This window comes from Oryzobacter telluris, from assembly GCF_043099285.1.
Taxonomy (GTDB): Bacteria; Actinomycetota; Actinomycetes; order Actinomycetales; family Dermatophilaceae; genus Oryzobacter; species Oryzobacter telluris.
This window is the reverse complement of the sequence record NZ_CP170723.1, coordinates 1,543,972-1,559,857: the sequence shown is the minus strand read 5'-3', so window position 1 is coordinate 1,559,857 and position 15,886 is coordinate 1,543,972. Positions and strand designations below refer to the sequence as shown.

The window sequence follows — 15,886 nt, the reverse complement described above, 5'->3', positions numbered from 1 at the left end:
CGCCCAAGGCTAACGAGCCGCGGCGCCCGCGTCCCCGGCGGTGTCCCGCGGGCTGCCGCCGGAGGCCGGTGGGGCGTCGGCGAGCTCGGGCGGCCAGACCACGGAGAAGCGCTCGAAGCACACCTCGAGGTCGTCGGAGAACTCGATGCCGACCTGCTCGCACTGGCGGCGGAAGAACCGTCGGTGGCCGTCGAGCCATGACTCCAGCGTGCGGTCACCCTCGCCCTCGTCCCACGCGAACCGCTCGTCGACCGAGTGCAGCGGTCCGACCCGCAGCTCGGTGGTGCGCAGGACCACGCGGGGGCGGCCGGCACCGTCGCAGGCCACCCAGTGGGAGCCGACGCGCGGCAGCGGGTCGCCGTCGTGGGCGTACCCGGCCACGAGCCCGGCGGTCGCCCGCTTCGGCCCGTCGGTGACGTAGGCGAGGAGCTCGTCGGCCAGGGCCGGTCCGTCGCCGAAGGCCTCGACGACGAGGTCGTCCTCGGGCGCGAGGTGCGGGTGGGCGCCCCGGTAGGCGGCGAACATCGCCAGGCCGGCGGCCCGGTCGACGGCCACGGCGGGGGCCGCGGGAGCGGGCTGCGCGGACCCTGCGCCCAGGTCGTGGGTCTCCCCCGCCCGGGCCAGCTCGACCTCGCCCGGCCACACCGCGGCGGCCTGCTCCCGGCACACCTCGGGGTCGTTCCACGCCGGGACGTGGGTGAGGACGAGGCGCTGCACGCCACCGGCCCGCACGGCCGCCGCGGCGGCCCGGGAGCCCGAGAGGTGGATGCCCTCGACGTCGTCGCGGCCGTCGACGAAGGCGGAGTCGACGAGGGCGAGGTCGGCGTCGCGCAGGAGGTCGTCGAGCGCCGGGCAGTCGTCGGTGTCGCCGGTGAAGGCGAGCACGGCACCGTCGGCCTCGACCCGGTAGCCGTAGGCCTCGACCGGGTGGTTGACGCGAAACGCGGTGACGGTGAACGGGCCGACCGTGAAGGAGCGGCCGTGCCCGACGGTCGACACCTCGAACTCGCTCTCCATGCCGCCGGGCTCGACCCCGTGGTACATCAGGGCGAGCCGTTCGGCCGTCCCCGACGGGCCGTGCACGGGCAGTCGGCCGGGGAGCCGACCGGCCGGGCGGTACCGACGCATGACGTAGAGGCCGCACAGGTCGACGACGTGGTCCGGGTGGAGGTGGCTCAGCGCCACGGCGTCGAGGTCGTCGGGGTGGACGTGCCGCTGCAGGGCCCCGAGGGCGCCGCTGCCGAGGTCGAGGAGCAGGTTCCAGGTGCGCCCGTCGGCCTCGGCCTGCACGAGGTAGCTGGAGGCGGCCGACTCGGGCCCGGAGAAGGAGCCGGAGCAGCCGACGACGGTGAGCCTCACGAGATCCCCGCCCGCTCGACGGGTGCCGGTGCCGTGAAGACCGGCCCGAGCCGCGAGCCGACGCCGAGGAAGCGCGAGGCCAGGCGACGGAACTCCTCGGGGTCACCCGTGGTGGTGAAGCCGTGGTCGGGCTCGGGGAGGTCGTCGGGCCGCAGCGCGTCGGCGTCGGCGAGCACGCGGTAGACGTCCTTGGCCGTCTCCTCGGCCGACGAGACGAGGGTGACGTCATCGCCCATCACGTAGGAGATGACGGCGGTGAGCAGGGGGTAGTGGGTGCAACCCAGGACGAGGGTGTCGACCTCGCCGCGCAGCGGGTCGAGGTACTCGTGGGCCACGCCGACGAGCTCGGAGCCGCCGGTGACCCCGCGCTCGACGAACTCGACGAACCGCGGGCAGGGCGTGCTGACGACGTCGAGGTGGGGTGCCGCCGCGAAGGCGTCGAGGTACGCCCCGGACTGGTGGGTGCCGACGGTGGAGATGACCCCGACGCGTCCGGTGCGGGTCGCGGCGGCCGCCCGGCGCACGGCCGGCCGGATCACCTCGACGACCGGGACGTCGTAGCGCTCGCGCGCGTCGTGGAGGACGGCGGCGCTGGCGGTGTTGCAGGCGATGACGAGCACCTTGACGCCGTGGTCGACGAGCCGGTCGAGGCCCTGGAGGGCGAACTCGCGGGTCTGGGCGATGGGGCGCGGCCCGTACGGGGCGCGCGCGGTGTCACCGAAGTACGCCACTGACTCGTGCGGCAGCTGGTCGAGGATCGCCCGCATGACGGTGAGCCCGCCGTAGCCGGAGTCGAAGACCCCGATGGGTGAGTCGGTCACCCGTCCACCGTAGGCCAGGCGGCCGACACGCCCGCGCAGGACGAGTGTCTGTTGCGCCACGCTCTCTCCCACTGCTTCGGCCCGGCCGGAACGCCCGCGGATCCCCGCGGCACGTCGGTACCCTCCTGACCCGGGGCCCTGTCGGGTCCACCGCCCGTGACCGGAGGCCACCTCGTGATCATCAACGTCGTCCATGCCGTGCCGGAGTCGGCGTCGGCGTTCGGGCGGGACCACGACGGGTTCACCGCGGCCCTGGAGGTGGTGGGCCGCGATCACGACGTGCGGTGGCTCAACGTCCACCCGTACAACGACGACCACCGCGCGCGGGCTCGACAGATCCCGGACGCCGACTTCGTCCTCGTGCGCAGCGACTGGGGATGGCTTCCCTGCGCGGCGGCGGACCGGGCCCTGTTCGGGCGCACCGACGTCCCATCGGGCCTCCTCATCGCGGGGTCCTCCCCGGCACCTCCCCCCGCGCGTCAGCGACGCTTCGACACGGTCTTCTTCGAGACGCCCTGGTACGCCCCCTTCGTCGCCGAGCACCCCTTCGCGCACCTGGCCTTCGGGGTCGACTCCCGCGCCATGCGCAACCACCACCGCGAGCACCGCTCGTGGGACTGGCTGATGGTGGGCCGTCTCGCGGCGTTCAAGCGCCCCGAGCAGCTGGCGGCGCGGGCCGGGAGGCGCCTCGCGATCGGCGACCTGTCGAGTGCCGACCCGGCAGTGGTGGCGACCCTGCGTGACAGCGGGGTCGAGCTGCGCGACTTCGTGGCCTACGACGAGCTGGCCGAGCTGTACAACGACTCCCGGAGGGTCCTCGTCCCCTGCACGCTCCAGGGCGGCGGCGAACGCGCCGTGGTCGAGGCGATGACCTGCGGTTGCGACGTCGAGATCGCCCCCGACAACCCCAAGCTGGCCAGCCTGCTGGGCCGGCCGGTGGCCGACCACGAGGCGTACGGCTCCATCCTCCAGTGGGCCATCGAGGAGGTGGTGGGGGGCCGGCGCATCGACGACGCCGTGAAGCTCGAGGCCCAGCGTCTCGCTCGCTGGGACGTCTGGTCCGACAAGGCACGACGGCTCCCTCGGACGCTGGGGATCCGCGCCCGCGGGATCATCCCGTCCCGCTCGGCCCGCCGATGACGTCGCCTGCTGCCGCCCGCGTACCCGACGTGTCGGTCGTCATCCCCGCGTTCAACGCCGCCCGCACGTTGCCCGAACAGCTCGAGTGCCTCGCCCGGCAGGAGGGCGCCCCCGCGTTCGAGGTGGTGGTCAGCGACAACGGGTCGACCGACGACACCGCCCGGGTGGTCGCCGGCTGGACGGACCGGCTGAGGATCCGTCTCGTCGACGCCGGGGAGCGCCGCGGCGCCGGCTTCGCCAGGAACGTCGGCGTGCAGGCCGCGGCCGCGGACAAGGTCCTGTTCTGCGACGCGGACGACCTGGTGAGCCGGTCCTGGGTCGCTGTCATGGCCGCCGCCCTGGAACCGCGCACCCTCGTCGCCGGGCCGGTCCTGCGGATCACCCCGGAGACGCCGGCCTTCGGTCCGGTCGAGGAGGGCCTCCCCTACGGGAACTCGGACGCGGACTTCCGCTACATGGGGTTCCTGCCGTGCGTGCTGTCGGGAAGCCTCGGGATCCACCGTGCCGACTTCCTGGCTCTCGGCGGGTTCGACAACAGCTACGCGCAGGGGTGCGAGGACGTCGACTTCTCGTGGCGGGCGCAGCTGGCGGGTCTCACGGTGGGCATCGCCCACGGGTGCGCCCTGTTCTACCGCCCCCGCGATGGGGCGCTGGCCTCGTTCCGTGCGGAACGGGGGTACACGCGGACCTCGATCCTCTTGTGGCTGCGGTTCAGGGACCAGCCGGGGATCTCGGGGATGAGCCTGTCCTGGAGCCTGCGCGCGCTGCTCCGCACCGTGGTGTCGGTCCGGCCCTCCGTCGTCCGGCACCCCGCCGACCGGCTGCGCTGGGCAGCCGCGGTGGGCGCCAACCTCGGCTCCGTCCAGGGCCACCTGGCCTACCGGGTGTTCGGCTCCCCACCACCGCGGGACCTGCTGCCCTCCTGACGATCGGGACGACCGGTGGTCAGAGCCGGCCCAGCTCGACGAGGTGGGCGAAGGCCGCGCTCGCCCGCACGACCTCCTCGAACGACCCCTGGGCCGCGACGCGCCCCCCCTCGAGGAAGACGATCGTGTCGCAGTGCCGCACCGTCGAGAGGCGGTGGGCGACCACCACGGTGGTGACGACGCCCTGCAGGCTGCGGATCGTCGCCGAGATGCGGTTCTCCGCGTCGTTGTCCAGCGCGGACGTGGCCTCGTCCAGCACGAGGAGCCCCGGGTCGACGAAGAGGGCTCGGGCGATGCCGATGCGCTGCCTCTGGCCGCCGGACACCCGGCTCCCGCGCTCGCCCAGCCGGGTGTCCAGTCCTTCCGGGAGCTCGGCGAGGAACTCGTCGAGCTGGGCCAGGGACAGCGCGCGCAGCACCCGGTCGTCGTCGCCACCGTCGGGCAGCCCGAGCGTGACGTTGCGGCGCACGGTGTCGTCGAGGAGGAACACGTCCTGGGGCACCAGCCCGATGCCACGCTGCCAGGCCGCCACGTCCTCGCGGATCGCCACCCCGTCGGCGCGGACCTCCCCGGAGGTCGGCTGGTGCAGTCCGAGGAGCAGGTCGACGAAGGTGCTCTTCCCCGCGCCGCTCTGCCCGACGACGGCGAGCGAGCGTCCCGCCTCGACATCGAGCGAGATGCCCCGCAGGACGTCGGTCTCGGATGAGGGGTAGCGGAAGTGGACGTCGTCGATGACCAGCCGTTCCCGCAGCGGCAGCCGGCTGGAGTCCTCAGCACCCCCCGGCACCTCCTCGGCGTCGGGTCCGTCGGTCAGGTCGGCGATCACCGTCCGCATCTGCGGGACCCCGGCCCTGACGGCACTGCTCATCGCCACCACCCGGCTCGCCGACGGGAGCAGGCGCACGCCGGCCGCGACGAAGATCGCGATGAGCGGGAGCGTCTGGCCCGGCTCCGCGGTGAGGCTGACCAGGCCGGAGACCAGAAGGATTGCCACGATGAAGAGGACCTCGAGGACGAAGCGGGGAGCCTCGCCCAGGAAGCCGACCGCGGCACCGGCGCGGGCCGAGGCGAGCCGCGCGCTCGCGAACTCCTCGATGAACTGGCCCTGGGTGCGGCGGACCTTGATCTCCTTGGCGCCGGCCAGTGCCTGCAGCATCGAGCGGTACGCGCGGGTCCCGGCCGTGACCATGACCTCCCCGGCGGCGGACGCACGACGTCGCACCACCGCGTTGAGCACGAAGACCGTGACGGCGAAGAAGGCGAGTGCGGCGAGCGTGGGTATCGGCATGGCCGCCACGAGGAACCCCAGGACCGCGAGGATCGTGGCCACCTCGACGGCCGTCTGGACCATGGAGCCGACGACCTGCCCGTAGACGCTGGCTGTTCCGTCGTACATCGTGCGGACCAGGTCGGCGGAGTTGCGTCCGAGGAGCCGCAGGTAGGGGCCGTTCAGGTAGCGCGCCAGGAGGCGGACGGACGTCTCGGCCTGCGCGCGCTGCATGAAGGCGATCACCCACCGGCGGAACACCAGGCCGATGGCCGCCTTGGCGACGAAGATCGTCAGCACGGCACCCGCGAGCAGGACGAGCACGGCGTTCGGGCCGTGCAGACCCAGGCCCCGGCTGACCGTGGTGAGCAGGGACGGGGTGGCCGAGGTCCCCGCGAACTGCTGCATGAGGAGCAGCAACGTTCCCATGCCGGCCAGCTCGAACGCGGCGAGGACCAACGAGCCGAGGAAGACGAGCACGATGCGGCGACGGGTGGCCCGGCTGAACAGGACCCCTGAGCCCGGAGGCAGGTACCGCCGCAGCAGGCGTGACGTGACATCCAGCAGGCTCATGGTCCTCCATCGGCTCGCGAGAGGGCTCTCGCCGGACTCACTGTAGGAGGTCGGCCGCGCGCGGCAGGGCCACTTCGCGTGGGGTGCGCCGAGCGCGACCAGCGCGAACGCCGAGGTGGTGGTGCGCCTGCCGGTTAGCCTGTGGGCGTGAGCGACGAGCGGGGTACTGGTAGCGGCGTGCACGTCGTCGTCCCCCACTACGGCGACCCGACGCCCGCCCTGGACCTGATCCGGGACCTGCAGGCCCAGACCGTGCGGCGCCCGGTCGACGTCGTCGTCGTCGACGACGCCTCCCCCGAACCCTTTCCCGACATCGACGGCGTGAACGTCGTCCACCGTCGCGGCAACGGCGGGTTCGGGTCGGCCGTGAACACCGGTGCGGCGTCGTCGGCCCAGCCGTTCCTCCTCGTCCTCAACAGCGACGTGCGGATCGGGCCCACCTTCCTCGAGGACCTCCTCACCGCCGCCGAGCCGTGGATGCCGGCCGTCGTGGGACCCGCGCTGCTCGACGCCGACGGCACCCCGGCGTGGTCCGGTCGGCACTTCCCCCGTGCGTCGCACCAGGTCGTCGAGTGGCTCACCCCCCTGGCCCGGTTCCGGCACCACCGCCTTCTCCACGAGGCCGTCGGGCACGACACCCGAGCGGTTCCAGGCGCGGTGCTGCCCGTGGACTGGGTGGTCGGCGCCGCCCTGCTCGTCCCGACCGAGGTGTTCCGCGCGGTGGGTGGTTTCGACGAGGGCTACTACATGAACTCCGAGGAGGTCGACCTCCAGCGCCGGCTGCGGGACGCCGGGGTGCCCTCGGTCTACGTCGGCAGCGTGTCCCTGACCCACGCCGGCGGCGCCTCCTCCGACCCCGGCTCCCGGCGCGGCTGGCTCGTCGACTCGCGGATGCGCTACGCCCGCCGCTGGGGCTTCGACCGCCGCCTGCGGTTCGGCCTCACCGCCGCCACGACCCTCAACGCCGTCGTCAACACCGGGCGGCGCCTCGCGGGTCGGCCCGTCGCCCCGCTCGCCACCGCACGCGAGGAGCTGCGCCTCATCCACGGTGGTCGCCGGTGACCCTGGCCCGCCGCGTCGTCGAGTCACCACCCTCGGTGCGCTGGCACCTCGCACGCCTCAAGAACCCCGTGTACCGGCGGACCTTCCGGCAGTTCGGCGCGGGCACCGTCATCGTGCGCCCCCACATCCTGCGCGGAGTCGACAGGATCTCGCTCGGGGCTGGGTGCGCGATCCACGACCGGGCGTGGCTCCAGGCCGAGGGCGAGCGCGGTGACCTCGTCATCGGTGACGGCTCCTACCTCGGTCACGACGTCCACCTCCACGCCATCGACCCGGTCCGGATCGGCGCCGGCTGCGTCCTGGCCGACGGGGTCTTCGTCGCCACCTCCGACCACGAGCGCGCCGACCGCTCGGCCGTGCGCGGTACCGGCCCGGTGACCGTCGGGGACCGGGTGTTCATCGGCCAGCGGGCCGTCGTCCTCGGCGGCGTGACCATCGGCGAAGGGGCGACCGTCGGCGCCGGCGCGGTCGTCACCCACGACGTCCCGGCCGGCGCCACGGTCGCCGGCGTCCCGGCCCGTGTCGTGGGCGGGTCCTCGTGACCGTCCTTCTCACCGGCGGGGCCGGGTTCATCGGGCAGTACCTCGCCCACCGCCTCGTCCACGCCGGCCACGACGTCGTCGCCATCGACCTCCTCCTCCCCCAGGTCCACGCCGATGCCGAGGGCGCCCGCCGCTCCTTCCCCGGCCCGGTCGTCGTCGGCGACGTCTCGGACACCACGACGTGGTCGGACCCGGGCCTCTCTCGCGGGGTGACGGCCGTGGTCCACCTCGCGGCCGAGACGGGGACCGGCCAGTCGATGTACGAGACCGAGCGCTACCACCGCGTCAACGTCGACGGCACCAGGCTGGCGGCCGCCCACGCCGTCGCGCTCGGGGTGCCGCTGGTGTCGCTGAGCTCGCGCGCGGTCTACGGCGAGGGCGCGTACGCCTGCCCCGAGCACGGTGCCACCACGGGCTCCCGGTGCTGCCGGCGCGCCGAGCCGGTCCCGTCGCACGAGGACGACCCCCACCACCCCGTGTCGGTGTACGGCGAGACCAAGTCGCTGGCCGAGGAAGCCGCCCTTGCCGAGGTCGCGGGCCGGGTGGCGCTCACGGTCGTCCGGCCGCAGAACGTCATCGGGCCCGGACAGTCGCTGCACAACCCCTACACGGGCGTGTTGGCGGCGTTCCTCGCCATGCTGCGCGAGGAACGGCCCCTCACCGTCTACGGCGACGGCCACCAGACCCGCGACTTCGTCCACGTCGACGACCTCGCCGCCCTGCTCGCCTGGGCCGTGCTGGAACCCGGCCACGCTGCCGTCCCGCGGGTCCTCAACTGCGGCACCGGAGCCCGGACCACCCTGCTCGAGCTCGCGGCCGCCGCGATCGAGGGCGCCCCGGCGGCCGACCGCACCGTGACCCACCTCGACGTCCACCGTGCCGGCGACATCGAGCACGCGTGCGCGGACCTCGGACGCCTGCGTGCACTCGGTGCCCCCGTTCCGACGCGGACCGCGCACCACGCGATCGTCGAGTTCATCCGCTGGTCGTGGGACCGCCCCGGTGCCGGCGCCAGTGCCTGGGACGACGCGCTCGACGAGCTGTCGCGACGCGGTCTGACGTCGTGACGGCACCCACACGGGTGCTCGTCCTCAGCCCGGTGTTCCACGGCTACTGGCGCTCGCTCGAGCGCGCCCTCGCCGGACGCGGGCACGAGGTCCGGACCGTCACCTACGACGACGGAGGAGGCCGGGGCGCGCGTGCCGTGGCCAAGGTCGCCCACGAGCTGCCGGAGCGCCTCGGGGCGTCGGACGCCCGGAGGCGCGCCAGGTTGGGGGCGCGGGCCCGGGCCGCGGTGGAGGAGACCGACCCCGACGTCGTCCTCGTCGTCAAGGGAGACACCTTCGACGACGCGTTCTGGGACCTCCTCGAGACCCGACGTCAGCGGCGCCTCCTCTGGCTGTACGACGAGCTGCGCCGCACCGGACACACCGACGCCACCCTCGCGGCCGCCGGGCCGATCGCGTCCTACTCGCCGCTCGACGTCGCCGAGCTCGACCGACGGGGGATGCGGGCCGTCCACGTGCCGCTGGCCCACGACCCGGACGTCCCGGTGACCCGGCTGGACCGCGACGAGGTCGTCTTCGTCGGTGCCCGCTACCCCAACCGCGAGTCCCTCCTGACCCGGCTGAGCCAGCAGGGCGTCCCCGTGCGCGCCTACGGCCGCGACTGGTCAGGGCACCTCGTCGACCGGCTGCGGACCTGGCGCCTGGACGGCCCTGGTGTGCCGGCGGGTCGCGACCTGAGCCGCTCCCGTGCCTACGGGGCGATGGCGGGGGCCAGGGCCACGCTCAACATCCACGGGGACCAGGACGGCTTCACGATGCGCACCTTCGAGGCGTGCGGTGTCGGAGCCGTCCAGCTCGTCGACCGCGCGGACGTGGGGATCCACTACGAGCCCGGTCGCGAGGTCGCGGTGTTCGCCGATGCGCAGGAGGCGGCCGAGCTCGCCCGGCGCTCGGTCTCCGACCCCCTGTGGGCGCGTGGGCTGCGCGACGCCGGTCGTGCGCGCACGCTGGCGGCGCACACCTTCGCCCACCGGGCGCGGGACCTGGAGGCGCTGTGGATGGCCTGACCCACCCGCGCGACCTCGAGGCGTGGGACCGCTGGCACCACGGGCACCAGCCCCTGGCCCGCCGACTGCGGCGCACCGTGTCGGTGCTGCGCGACATCGCCCGTCCCGACGGCCGCGCGGGCGAGGTCGTCGTCACGCGCGGCGGGCCGACCACGCGGCTCGTCGTCCTGCTCGAGTCCCGTTCTCCCACCTCCGTCCTCGCTCTCCTGGCTCCCCTGCGCGACCTGGCGTCCCTCGAGGGCGTCGTCGTCGTCTCCCCGGTGCCGGTCCGTGACCTGCTCCCGCCATGGGTGTGGCAGGAGTCGCGGTTCCTGTCGCACGACGCGGTACCCCGCCTCGTGCGCGAGGGCGAGGTCGCCCTGTCCACCGGTCACTTCCTGCCGCTCGGCCGGCTCGGCCGCGAGGCTGTGGCCGACCCGGAACGGTTCGTCACGGTGCAGCACGGCCTGATGACGCCGCACTCCCCGCCGCTCGCCGAGGGCACGACCCTCCTCGCGTGGACCGACGCCGACGGTGCCTTCTGGCGCTCCGGCCGCGACGACGTCAGGACGACCGTCGTCGGCTCGCAGCTGCTCTGGGACGCCGCGGCGCCACCGCCGGCCACGGTCGACCCGGACGCCCGACCGGTGTTCCTCGGGCAGCTGCACGGCTCCGAGCTGCCCACCGCGCAGCTCGCCGGGGCCGCCGAGTCGTTCTGCCGGGCCGAGGGCGCCGCGTACCGCCCGCACCCGGTCGAGACCGACCGCCGTTCCCGGGCGACCCACGCGCGGTGGGAGGCCGAGGGCATCAGCATCGACCGCTCGCGGACCCCGCTGCGCGAGCTCGGTGCCCCGGTGGTCAGTGTCTTCTCCACCGGCGTCCTCGAGGCCGCGGCGGCCGGCCTGCCGGCGTGGGTCCACTGCCCCGACCCACCCGCCTGGCTCGAGGAGTTCTGGGACCGGTACGGGCTGGCCCGCTGGGGCGGCCCGGCCACCCCATCACCCGAACGGCCACGGAAGGAGCCGTCCCACACGGTCGCGAGCGTGCTTCAGGGGATGATGACCCGGTGAGGATCCTCTGCGTCGTGCCCGCCCGTGGTGGGTCGAAGGGCGTGCGCCGCAAGAACCTCCGCGACGTGGCGGGGAAGCCGCTGCTCGTGTGGACCGTCGAGCAGGCGCTGGCCGCCCGCCCGGCGATGGACGTCGTCGTCAGCACCGACGACGCCGAGATCGCCGACGTCGCCCGCGCCGCGGGGGCCCTCGTGCCCTTCCTGCGCCCCGCCGAGCTGGCCCGCGACGAGACCCCGACGGAGCCCGTCGTCCGCCACGCCATCGCCGCGGCACGCGAGGCGGACGCCGCACCCGATGCGGTCGTCCTGCTCCAGGCGACCTCGCCGGTCCGCCACCAGGGCACGCTGTCGCGGGCCCTGGCCCAGTTCTCCGCCAGCGGCGTCGACTCCCTCGTGGGCGTCGTGCCGCAGGCCCCGTTCATCTGGACCGACGGCGCCGAACCGAGCGCCGCCTACGACGTCACCGCCCGGCCGCGCCGCCAGGACCTCACCCCCGAGGCGCTGCGCTACCGCGAGACCGGCTCCCTCTACGTCACCCGGCCGTGGGTCTACGACGAGCTCGACAACCGCATCGGCGGTCGGGTCGGCCTGTTCGTCATGGACGAGCTGGAGGGCATCGACGTCGACACCGAGCTCGACCTCGACGTCGCCGACGCCACGCTGCGCCGCCTCCTAGCCGCCCCCTCCTCGACGGGAACCCCCGCATGATCATCGACCGGACCATCCGGCCCTTCGTCGTCTACGGCGAGGACCCCGTCCTCACCGCGCTGGAGAAGATCACCGCCAACAAGGCGCGGATCGTGTTCTGCGTCAGCGAGCACGGCCACCTCGTCGGGTCGATCACCGACGGCGACGTCCGCCGCTGGATCGCCGCCCAGCACGAGGTCGACCTCTCGCGCCCGTGCGCCGAGGTCGCCAACACCTCCGCCCGCAGCGCGCCGGTCACGGCCACGCCGGCCGAGATCCGCCTGCTGTTCGTCGGCGCCGTCGACCACGTCCCGCTGCTCGACGAGCACGGTCACCTCGTCGCGGTGGCGATCAACCGCAGCGACGCCTTCCGGGTCGGCCGGCACGAGGTGGGGCGCGGCAACCCGACGTTCCTCATCGCCGAGATCGGCATCAACCACAACGGTTCGGTCGACCTCGCCAAGGAGCTCGTCGACCTCGCCCAGGGCGCCGGCGCCGACTGCGTGAAGTTCCAGCTGCGCGACATGGCGGCGCTCTACCGCGGCGGCACCGGCAGCGCCGGCGAGGACCTCGGGCCGCAGTACACGCTCGACCTGCTCTCCCGCTTCAACCTCCCCGCCGAGCAGCTCTACGAGGTGTTCGACCACTGCCGCGACGTCGGCATCGACATCATGTGCACGCCGTGGGACGCCCCCAGCGTCGACGCCCTCGTCTCGTACGGCGTCCCCGCCCTGAAGATCGCGTCGGCCGACCTCACCAACCACGCGCTCCTCACCCACGCCGCGGCCTCGGGCACCCCGCTCGTCGTCTCCACCGGCATGTCGACCGAGGCAGAGATCCGCGAGAGCGTGGCCGTGCTGCGCACGAGCGGCACCCCGTACGCCCTCCTCCACTGCCAGTCGACCTACCCGGCGCCGTTCAAGGACGTCAACCTCACCTACCTGACCCGCCTCGCCGAGCTCGGCGACTGCCCGGTCGGCTACTCCGGCCACGAGCGCGGCTTCCACGTCCCCATCGCCGCCGTGGCGCTGGGCGCGACGATCGTCGAGAAGCACTTCACGGTCGACCGCGGCATGGAGGGCAACGACCACAAGGTCTCGCTGCTCCCTGGCGAGTTCGCCGAGATGGTGGCGCGCATCCGCGAGGTCGAGGAGGCCCTGGGCACCGCCGCGCCCCGTGCCGTCTCCACCGGCGAGATGATGAACCGGGTCAACCTCGCCAAGAGCCTGGTCGCCGCCCGCGACATCGAGCCGGGCGAGCAGATCGACCGGGCCGCGGTCGACATCAAGAGCCCCGGGCGCGGGCTGCAGCCCAACGCCCTCGACAAGCTCGTCGGCCGACCCGCCATCCGGGCGCTGAAGGCGGGCGACTTCTTCTACGCGAGCGACCTGTCGGACGCCGTGCCCAAGGGGCGCGACTTCACCTTCCGCCGCCCGTGGGGCCTGCCGGTCCGGTACCACGACATCGCGACCCTCACCGCGGACTGCACCCCGGACTTCCTCGAGTTCCACTTCTCCTACAAGGACCTCGAGATCGACCCCGCCTCGGTGTTCACCGAGCGGCTGCCGATGGGCTACGCCTGCCACGCCCCCGACCTGTTCCAGGGCGACTTCATCCTCAACCTCGCCAGTGAGGACGACGCCCACTGGGAGCGCTCGGTCACCGAGCTCCAGCGGGTCATCGACCTCACCCGCTCGCTGCGCCCGTGGTTCACCACCGACGTCGACCCCGTCGTCATCTCCAGCGTCGGCGGGTTCACCACCGACCGGCACGTCCCACAGGACGAGCTGCCCGACATGTACGCCCGCGTCGCCGCGGGCCTGGACCGCGTCGACGACTCCGGCGTGCGCCTGTCCTGCCAGACGCTGCCGCCGTTCCCCTGGTACATGGGCGGCCAGCTGTACTGCAACCTGTTCGTCCGTGCCTCCGACACAGCGGAGTTCGCGCAGAAGTACGACCGCCGGCTCTGCCTCGACGTCTCGCACTCCAAGCTCGCCGCGACCTTCCTCGGCCAGCCGTTCTCCGAGGCCGTCGAGCTCCTCGCCCCGTACTCCGACCACCTCCACCTCGTCGACGCCGTGGGCGTCGACGGCGAGGGCGTGCAGGTGGGCGACGGCGAGGTCGACTGGGCGCTCCTCGCCCGCCAGCTCGACGCGTTCGCGCCGGGGGTGTCCTTCATCCCCGAGATCTGGCAGGGCCACGTCAACGACGGCGAGGGCTTCTGGGTCGCCCTGGAGCGGCTCGAGGAGTGGTTCTGACCGGTTCGCAGGACCTGCAGACGGCCCTGTGGGTCGTCCCGGTGTCCGACCTCGGGGGGGTCGGCCGCCACGTCTGCGACGTCGTGAGCACGGGCGTCCCGGGGTGGCGCGTGGTCGTGCTGTGCCCACCCGGGCCGCTGGCGGAGCGGCTGCGCGGCCTCGGCGCCGAGGTCGTCACCGGTCCCGTGGGGCCCGGTGACGGCATCCGGTCCTCGGTGGCGACCGTGCGCGAGACCGTGGCCACCGTGCGGCCGGCCGTCACCCACTCGCACCTGTCGTGGGCCGACGTCGTCACCGCCGTCGCCACCGTGGGGCGACCCACCGCCCTGGTGACCACCGAGCACGGCATCGCCGACGACGACCTCGTCTACCACGGCACGCGCGTGCGGGCCCGGCTCAAGGCGCTCGCCCACACCGCCCGCCTGCGCCGCGCCGACGCCGTCATCGCCGTGGCCGTCGCCACCGAGCGCAGCGTGCGGGCCAAGTGGCACCCCTCGCGGTCGACGCCGGTCCGCGTCGTCCGCAACGGGGTCGACCGGCCGGCTGCCGCGCCCACGCGCTCCCCCGGCCTGCACGTCTGCTCCGTGGCCCGGCTCGCGCCGGAGAAGCGGGTCGACCACCTCCTGCGCTCGTTCGCCGTGCTGCGCGAGGAGCACCCCGACGCGCGCCTCACCGTGGCCGGGACCGGGCCGGAGGACGCCGCGCTGCGCGACCTCGCCCTCGACCTCGGGCTGGGGTCGTCGGTGGCGTTCGTCGGGCACGTCGAGCCCGGCCCGCTGCTCGACGACGCCGACGTCCTCGTGCAGCTCTCGGTGTGGGAGAACTGTTCCTACTCGCTGCTCGACGCCCTGGTCCACGGGGTCGGCGCCGTCGCGACGGCCGTCGGCGGCAACCCCGAGATCCTCCCGCCGGCGTCTCTCGTGGCCCACGACGACCACGCCGCCGTGGCGCGCCTCGTCGCCGAGCAGGGGCTGCACCCCGGGCGCCGCCCCCAGCTTCCCCGCGACTGGCCCGACCGCGCCGCGATGTGCGCCGCCGTGGCCGGCGTCTACGCCGAGGTGACCCGGTGACCACCGTCGTCCTCGCCGCCAACAACGGTGACGTGGGAGGGGGCGAGGTCATGCTCCTCGCCACCGCGCGCGCCCTCGTCGACCTCGGTGTCGACGTCGAGGTCGCCGGGCCGCGGGCCGACGGGGGCGTCCTCGACCAGGCCGCCGCGCTCGGCCTGCCCGTCCACGACTTCCCCGGCGACCGTCGGGCCTACATGTCGGGCCTGCGCCGCTGGTCGGTCGACCGGCCGGACTGGCTCTGGTGCCACGGCCTCGTCCCGGCCCTCGCGACCTCGGGGCGCCGTCGGCGCATCGTCCACCTCCACCAGGCGCCCGCACCGGCCCACCGCGGCCCGGCCCGCGTCGCCCGGCTGCGTGCCGAGGCCGTCGTCGTCCCCAGCCAGTCGATGGCGCGCGCCGTCCCCGGTGCCGAGGTCCTGTGGAACTGGACCCACCCCGTGTCCCTCCCCCTGTCCACGCTGCGCGGCGGCCCGCTGCGCATCGGCTTCATCGGGCGCCTGTCGGCCGACAAGGGGGTGCACGTCCTCGCCGAGGCCGTGGGGCTGCTCGAGGAGCGCCACCCGGGACGCCAGCGCCTCGTCCTGGCCGGCGACTCCCGCTTCGTGCCCGACGACCAGCGCGACCGGGTCCGCACCGCCCTGGCGCACGTGGAGCCGGTCACCGACGCGCTCGGCTGGGTGGAGCGCCGCGACTTCTTCTCCGCCGTCGACCTCGCGGTGTTCCCGTCCACCTGGCAGGAGCCGTTCGGCCTCGTCCTCGCCGAGGCGATGAGCAGCCGCACGCCGGTCGTCGTCTCCGACGCCGGGGCGCTGCCCGAGGTCGTCGGGCCCGACCACCCGTGGGTCGTCGCGCCGGGCGATCCGGCCGCCCTCGCCGACGCCATCGACGTCGTCTCCACCGCCCACCCCTCGGTCGTCGAGGACGTCGTCGACGCCGCGCAGCGCCGCTGGACCGAGAGCTTCTCCCCCGACGCGGGCCGCGCCCGTGTCGCCGCGCTCGCGGCGCGCCTCGGCCTCATCTCCCCCGACCTCGGGGCGAGCACCTCCTGACCCTGCGAGG

The 15,886-nt window shown here is 74.2% G+C and carries 14 protein-coding genes and 1 pseudogene; 11 read left to right on the top strand and 4 right to left on the bottom strand.

The features are described from left to right. Positions 1 to 9 precede the first annotated feature (9 nt). From ACFLFB_RS07095 to murI, 3 genes and pseudogenes are all read right to left on the bottom strand, one after another. Positions 10 to 525: an ASCH domain-containing protein gene (locus tag ACFLFB_RS07095; RefSeq protein WP_392545393.1), complete on the bottom strand. Its 516-nt coding sequence runs from the start codon at positions 523 to 525 to the stop codon at positions 10 to 12. Positions 526 to 594: 69 nt separating this feature from the next. After that, a pseudogene (locus ACFLFB_RS07090) lies at positions 595 to 1,359 on the bottom strand (MBL fold metallo-hydrolase); the annotation flags it as partial. Beyond that, a complete protein-coding gene (murI, locus tag ACFLFB_RS07085; RefSeq protein ID WP_392545010.1) occupies positions 1,356 to 2,180 on the bottom strand; it encodes a glutamate racemase in 825 nt (274 codons plus the stop codon). The pseudogene ACFLFB_RS07090 and the gene murI, both read right to left, overlap by 4 nt. 156 nt (positions 2,181 to 2,336) lie before the next feature. On the opposite strand from murI, the gene ACFLFB_RS07080 reads away from it, so the two are divergent. Together ACFLFB_RS07080 and ACFLFB_RS07075 are read left to right on the top strand one after the other, a co-directional pair. Further along, complete coding sequence (locus tag ACFLFB_RS07080; protein WP_392545009.1) at positions 2,337 to 3,320, top strand: hypothetical protein; 984 nt, start codon at positions 2,337 to 2,339, stop codon at positions 3,318 to 3,320. Further along, on the top strand, positions 3,317 to 4,246 hold the full coding sequence (locus ACFLFB_RS07075; protein WP_392545008.1) for a glycosyltransferase family 2 protein: 930 nt from the start codon (positions 3,317 to 3,319) through the stop codon (positions 4,244 to 4,246). Before ACFLFB_RS07080 ends, ACFLFB_RS07075 begins: the two co-directional genes overlap by 4 nt. A gap of 19 nt (positions 4,247 to 4,265) precedes the next feature. On the opposite strand, the gene ACFLFB_RS07070 is transcribed toward ACFLFB_RS07075, so the two are convergent. Then, entirely contained in the window at positions 4,266 to 6,086 is a 1,821-nt protein-coding gene (locus ACFLFB_RS07070) for an ABC transporter ATP-binding protein (RefSeq protein ID WP_392545007.1), read from the bottom strand. 147 nt (positions 6,087 to 6,233) lie between these two features. Here ACFLFB_RS07070 and ACFLFB_RS07065 point away from each other — a divergent pair, with 147 nt between their 5' ends. From ACFLFB_RS07065 to ACFLFB_RS07025, 9 genes are read left to right on the top strand one after another with little or no spacing between them, the layout of a single operon-like run. Next, a complete protein-coding gene (locus ACFLFB_RS07065; protein ID WP_392545006.1) occupies positions 6,234 to 7,148 on the top strand; it encodes a glycosyltransferase family 2 protein in 915 nt (304 codons plus the stop codon). Further along, positions 7,145 to 7,690, top strand: a complete 546-nt coding sequence (locus ACFLFB_RS07060; RefSeq protein WP_392545005.1) for an acyltransferase — start codon at positions 7,145 to 7,147, stop codon at positions 7,688 to 7,690. Before ACFLFB_RS07065 ends, ACFLFB_RS07060 begins: the two co-directional genes overlap by 4 nt. Next, positions 7,687 to 8,757, top strand: coding sequence for an NAD-dependent epimerase/dehydratase family protein (locus tag ACFLFB_RS07055; RefSeq protein ID WP_392545004.1), 1,071 nt, complete (start codon positions 7,687 to 7,689; stop codon positions 8,755 to 8,757). Before ACFLFB_RS07060 ends, ACFLFB_RS07055 begins: the two co-directional genes overlap by 4 nt. Next, on the top strand, positions 8,754 to 9,764 hold the full coding sequence (locus tag ACFLFB_RS07050) for a glycosyltransferase (RefSeq protein WP_392545003.1): 1,011 nt from the start codon (positions 8,754 to 8,756) through the stop codon (positions 9,762 to 9,764). Before ACFLFB_RS07055 ends, ACFLFB_RS07050 begins: the two co-directional genes overlap by 4 nt. Further along, the gene (locus ACFLFB_RS07045) at positions 9,752 to 10,813 is read left to right on the top strand and encodes an RNA-binding protein (RefSeq protein WP_392545002.1); all 1,062 of its coding nucleotides are present in this window, start codon (positions 9,752 to 9,754) and stop codon (positions 10,811 to 10,813) included. The genes ACFLFB_RS07050 and ACFLFB_RS07045 overlap by 13 nt, the downstream gene beginning before the upstream one ends. After that, complete coding sequence (locus tag ACFLFB_RS07040; RefSeq protein ID WP_392545001.1) at positions 10,810 to 11,520, top strand: cytidylyltransferase domain-containing protein; 711 nt, start codon at positions 10,810 to 10,812, stop codon at positions 11,518 to 11,520. The genes ACFLFB_RS07045 and ACFLFB_RS07040 overlap by 4 nt, the downstream gene beginning before the upstream one ends. Further along, complete coding sequence (locus tag ACFLFB_RS07035) at positions 11,517 to 13,757, top strand: N-acetylneuraminate synthase family protein (protein WP_392545000.1); 2,241 nt, start codon at positions 11,517 to 11,519, stop codon at positions 13,755 to 13,757. The genes ACFLFB_RS07040 and ACFLFB_RS07035 overlap by 4 nt, the downstream gene beginning before the upstream one ends. Further along, positions 13,748 to 14,827 (top strand): glycosyltransferase family 4 protein, encoded by a 1,080-nt coding sequence (locus tag ACFLFB_RS07030; protein WP_392544999.1) that lies wholly within the window; start codon positions 13,748 to 13,750, stop codon positions 14,825 to 14,827. The genes ACFLFB_RS07035 and ACFLFB_RS07030 overlap by 10 nt, the downstream gene beginning before the upstream one ends. Further along, entirely contained in the window at positions 14,824 to 15,876 is a 1,053-nt protein-coding gene (locus ACFLFB_RS07025) for a glycosyltransferase family 4 protein (RefSeq protein WP_392544998.1), read from the top strand. The genes ACFLFB_RS07030 and ACFLFB_RS07025 overlap by 4 nt, the downstream gene beginning before the upstream one ends. Positions 15,877 to 15,886 lie beyond the last annotated feature (10 nt).

Bases quoted from the DNA above. Each gene is read 5' to 3' on its own strand.
- ACFLFB_RS07070 (WP_392545007.1), bottom strand. From the start codon at position 6,086: ATGAGCCTGCTGGATGTCACGTCACGCCTGCTGCGGCGGTACCTGCCT.
- ACFLFB_RS07075 (WP_392545008.1), top strand. From the start codon at position 3,317: ATGACGTCGCCTGCTGCCGCCCGCGTACCCGACGTGTCGGTCGTCATC.
- ACFLFB_RS07095 (WP_392545393.1), bottom strand. From the start codon at position 525: ATGTTCGCCGCCTACCGGGGCGCCCACCCGCACCTCGCGCCCGAGGAC.
- ACFLFB_RS07035 (WP_392545000.1), top strand. From the start codon at position 11,517: ATGATCATCGACCGGACCATCCGGCCCTTCGTCGTCTACGGCGAGGAC.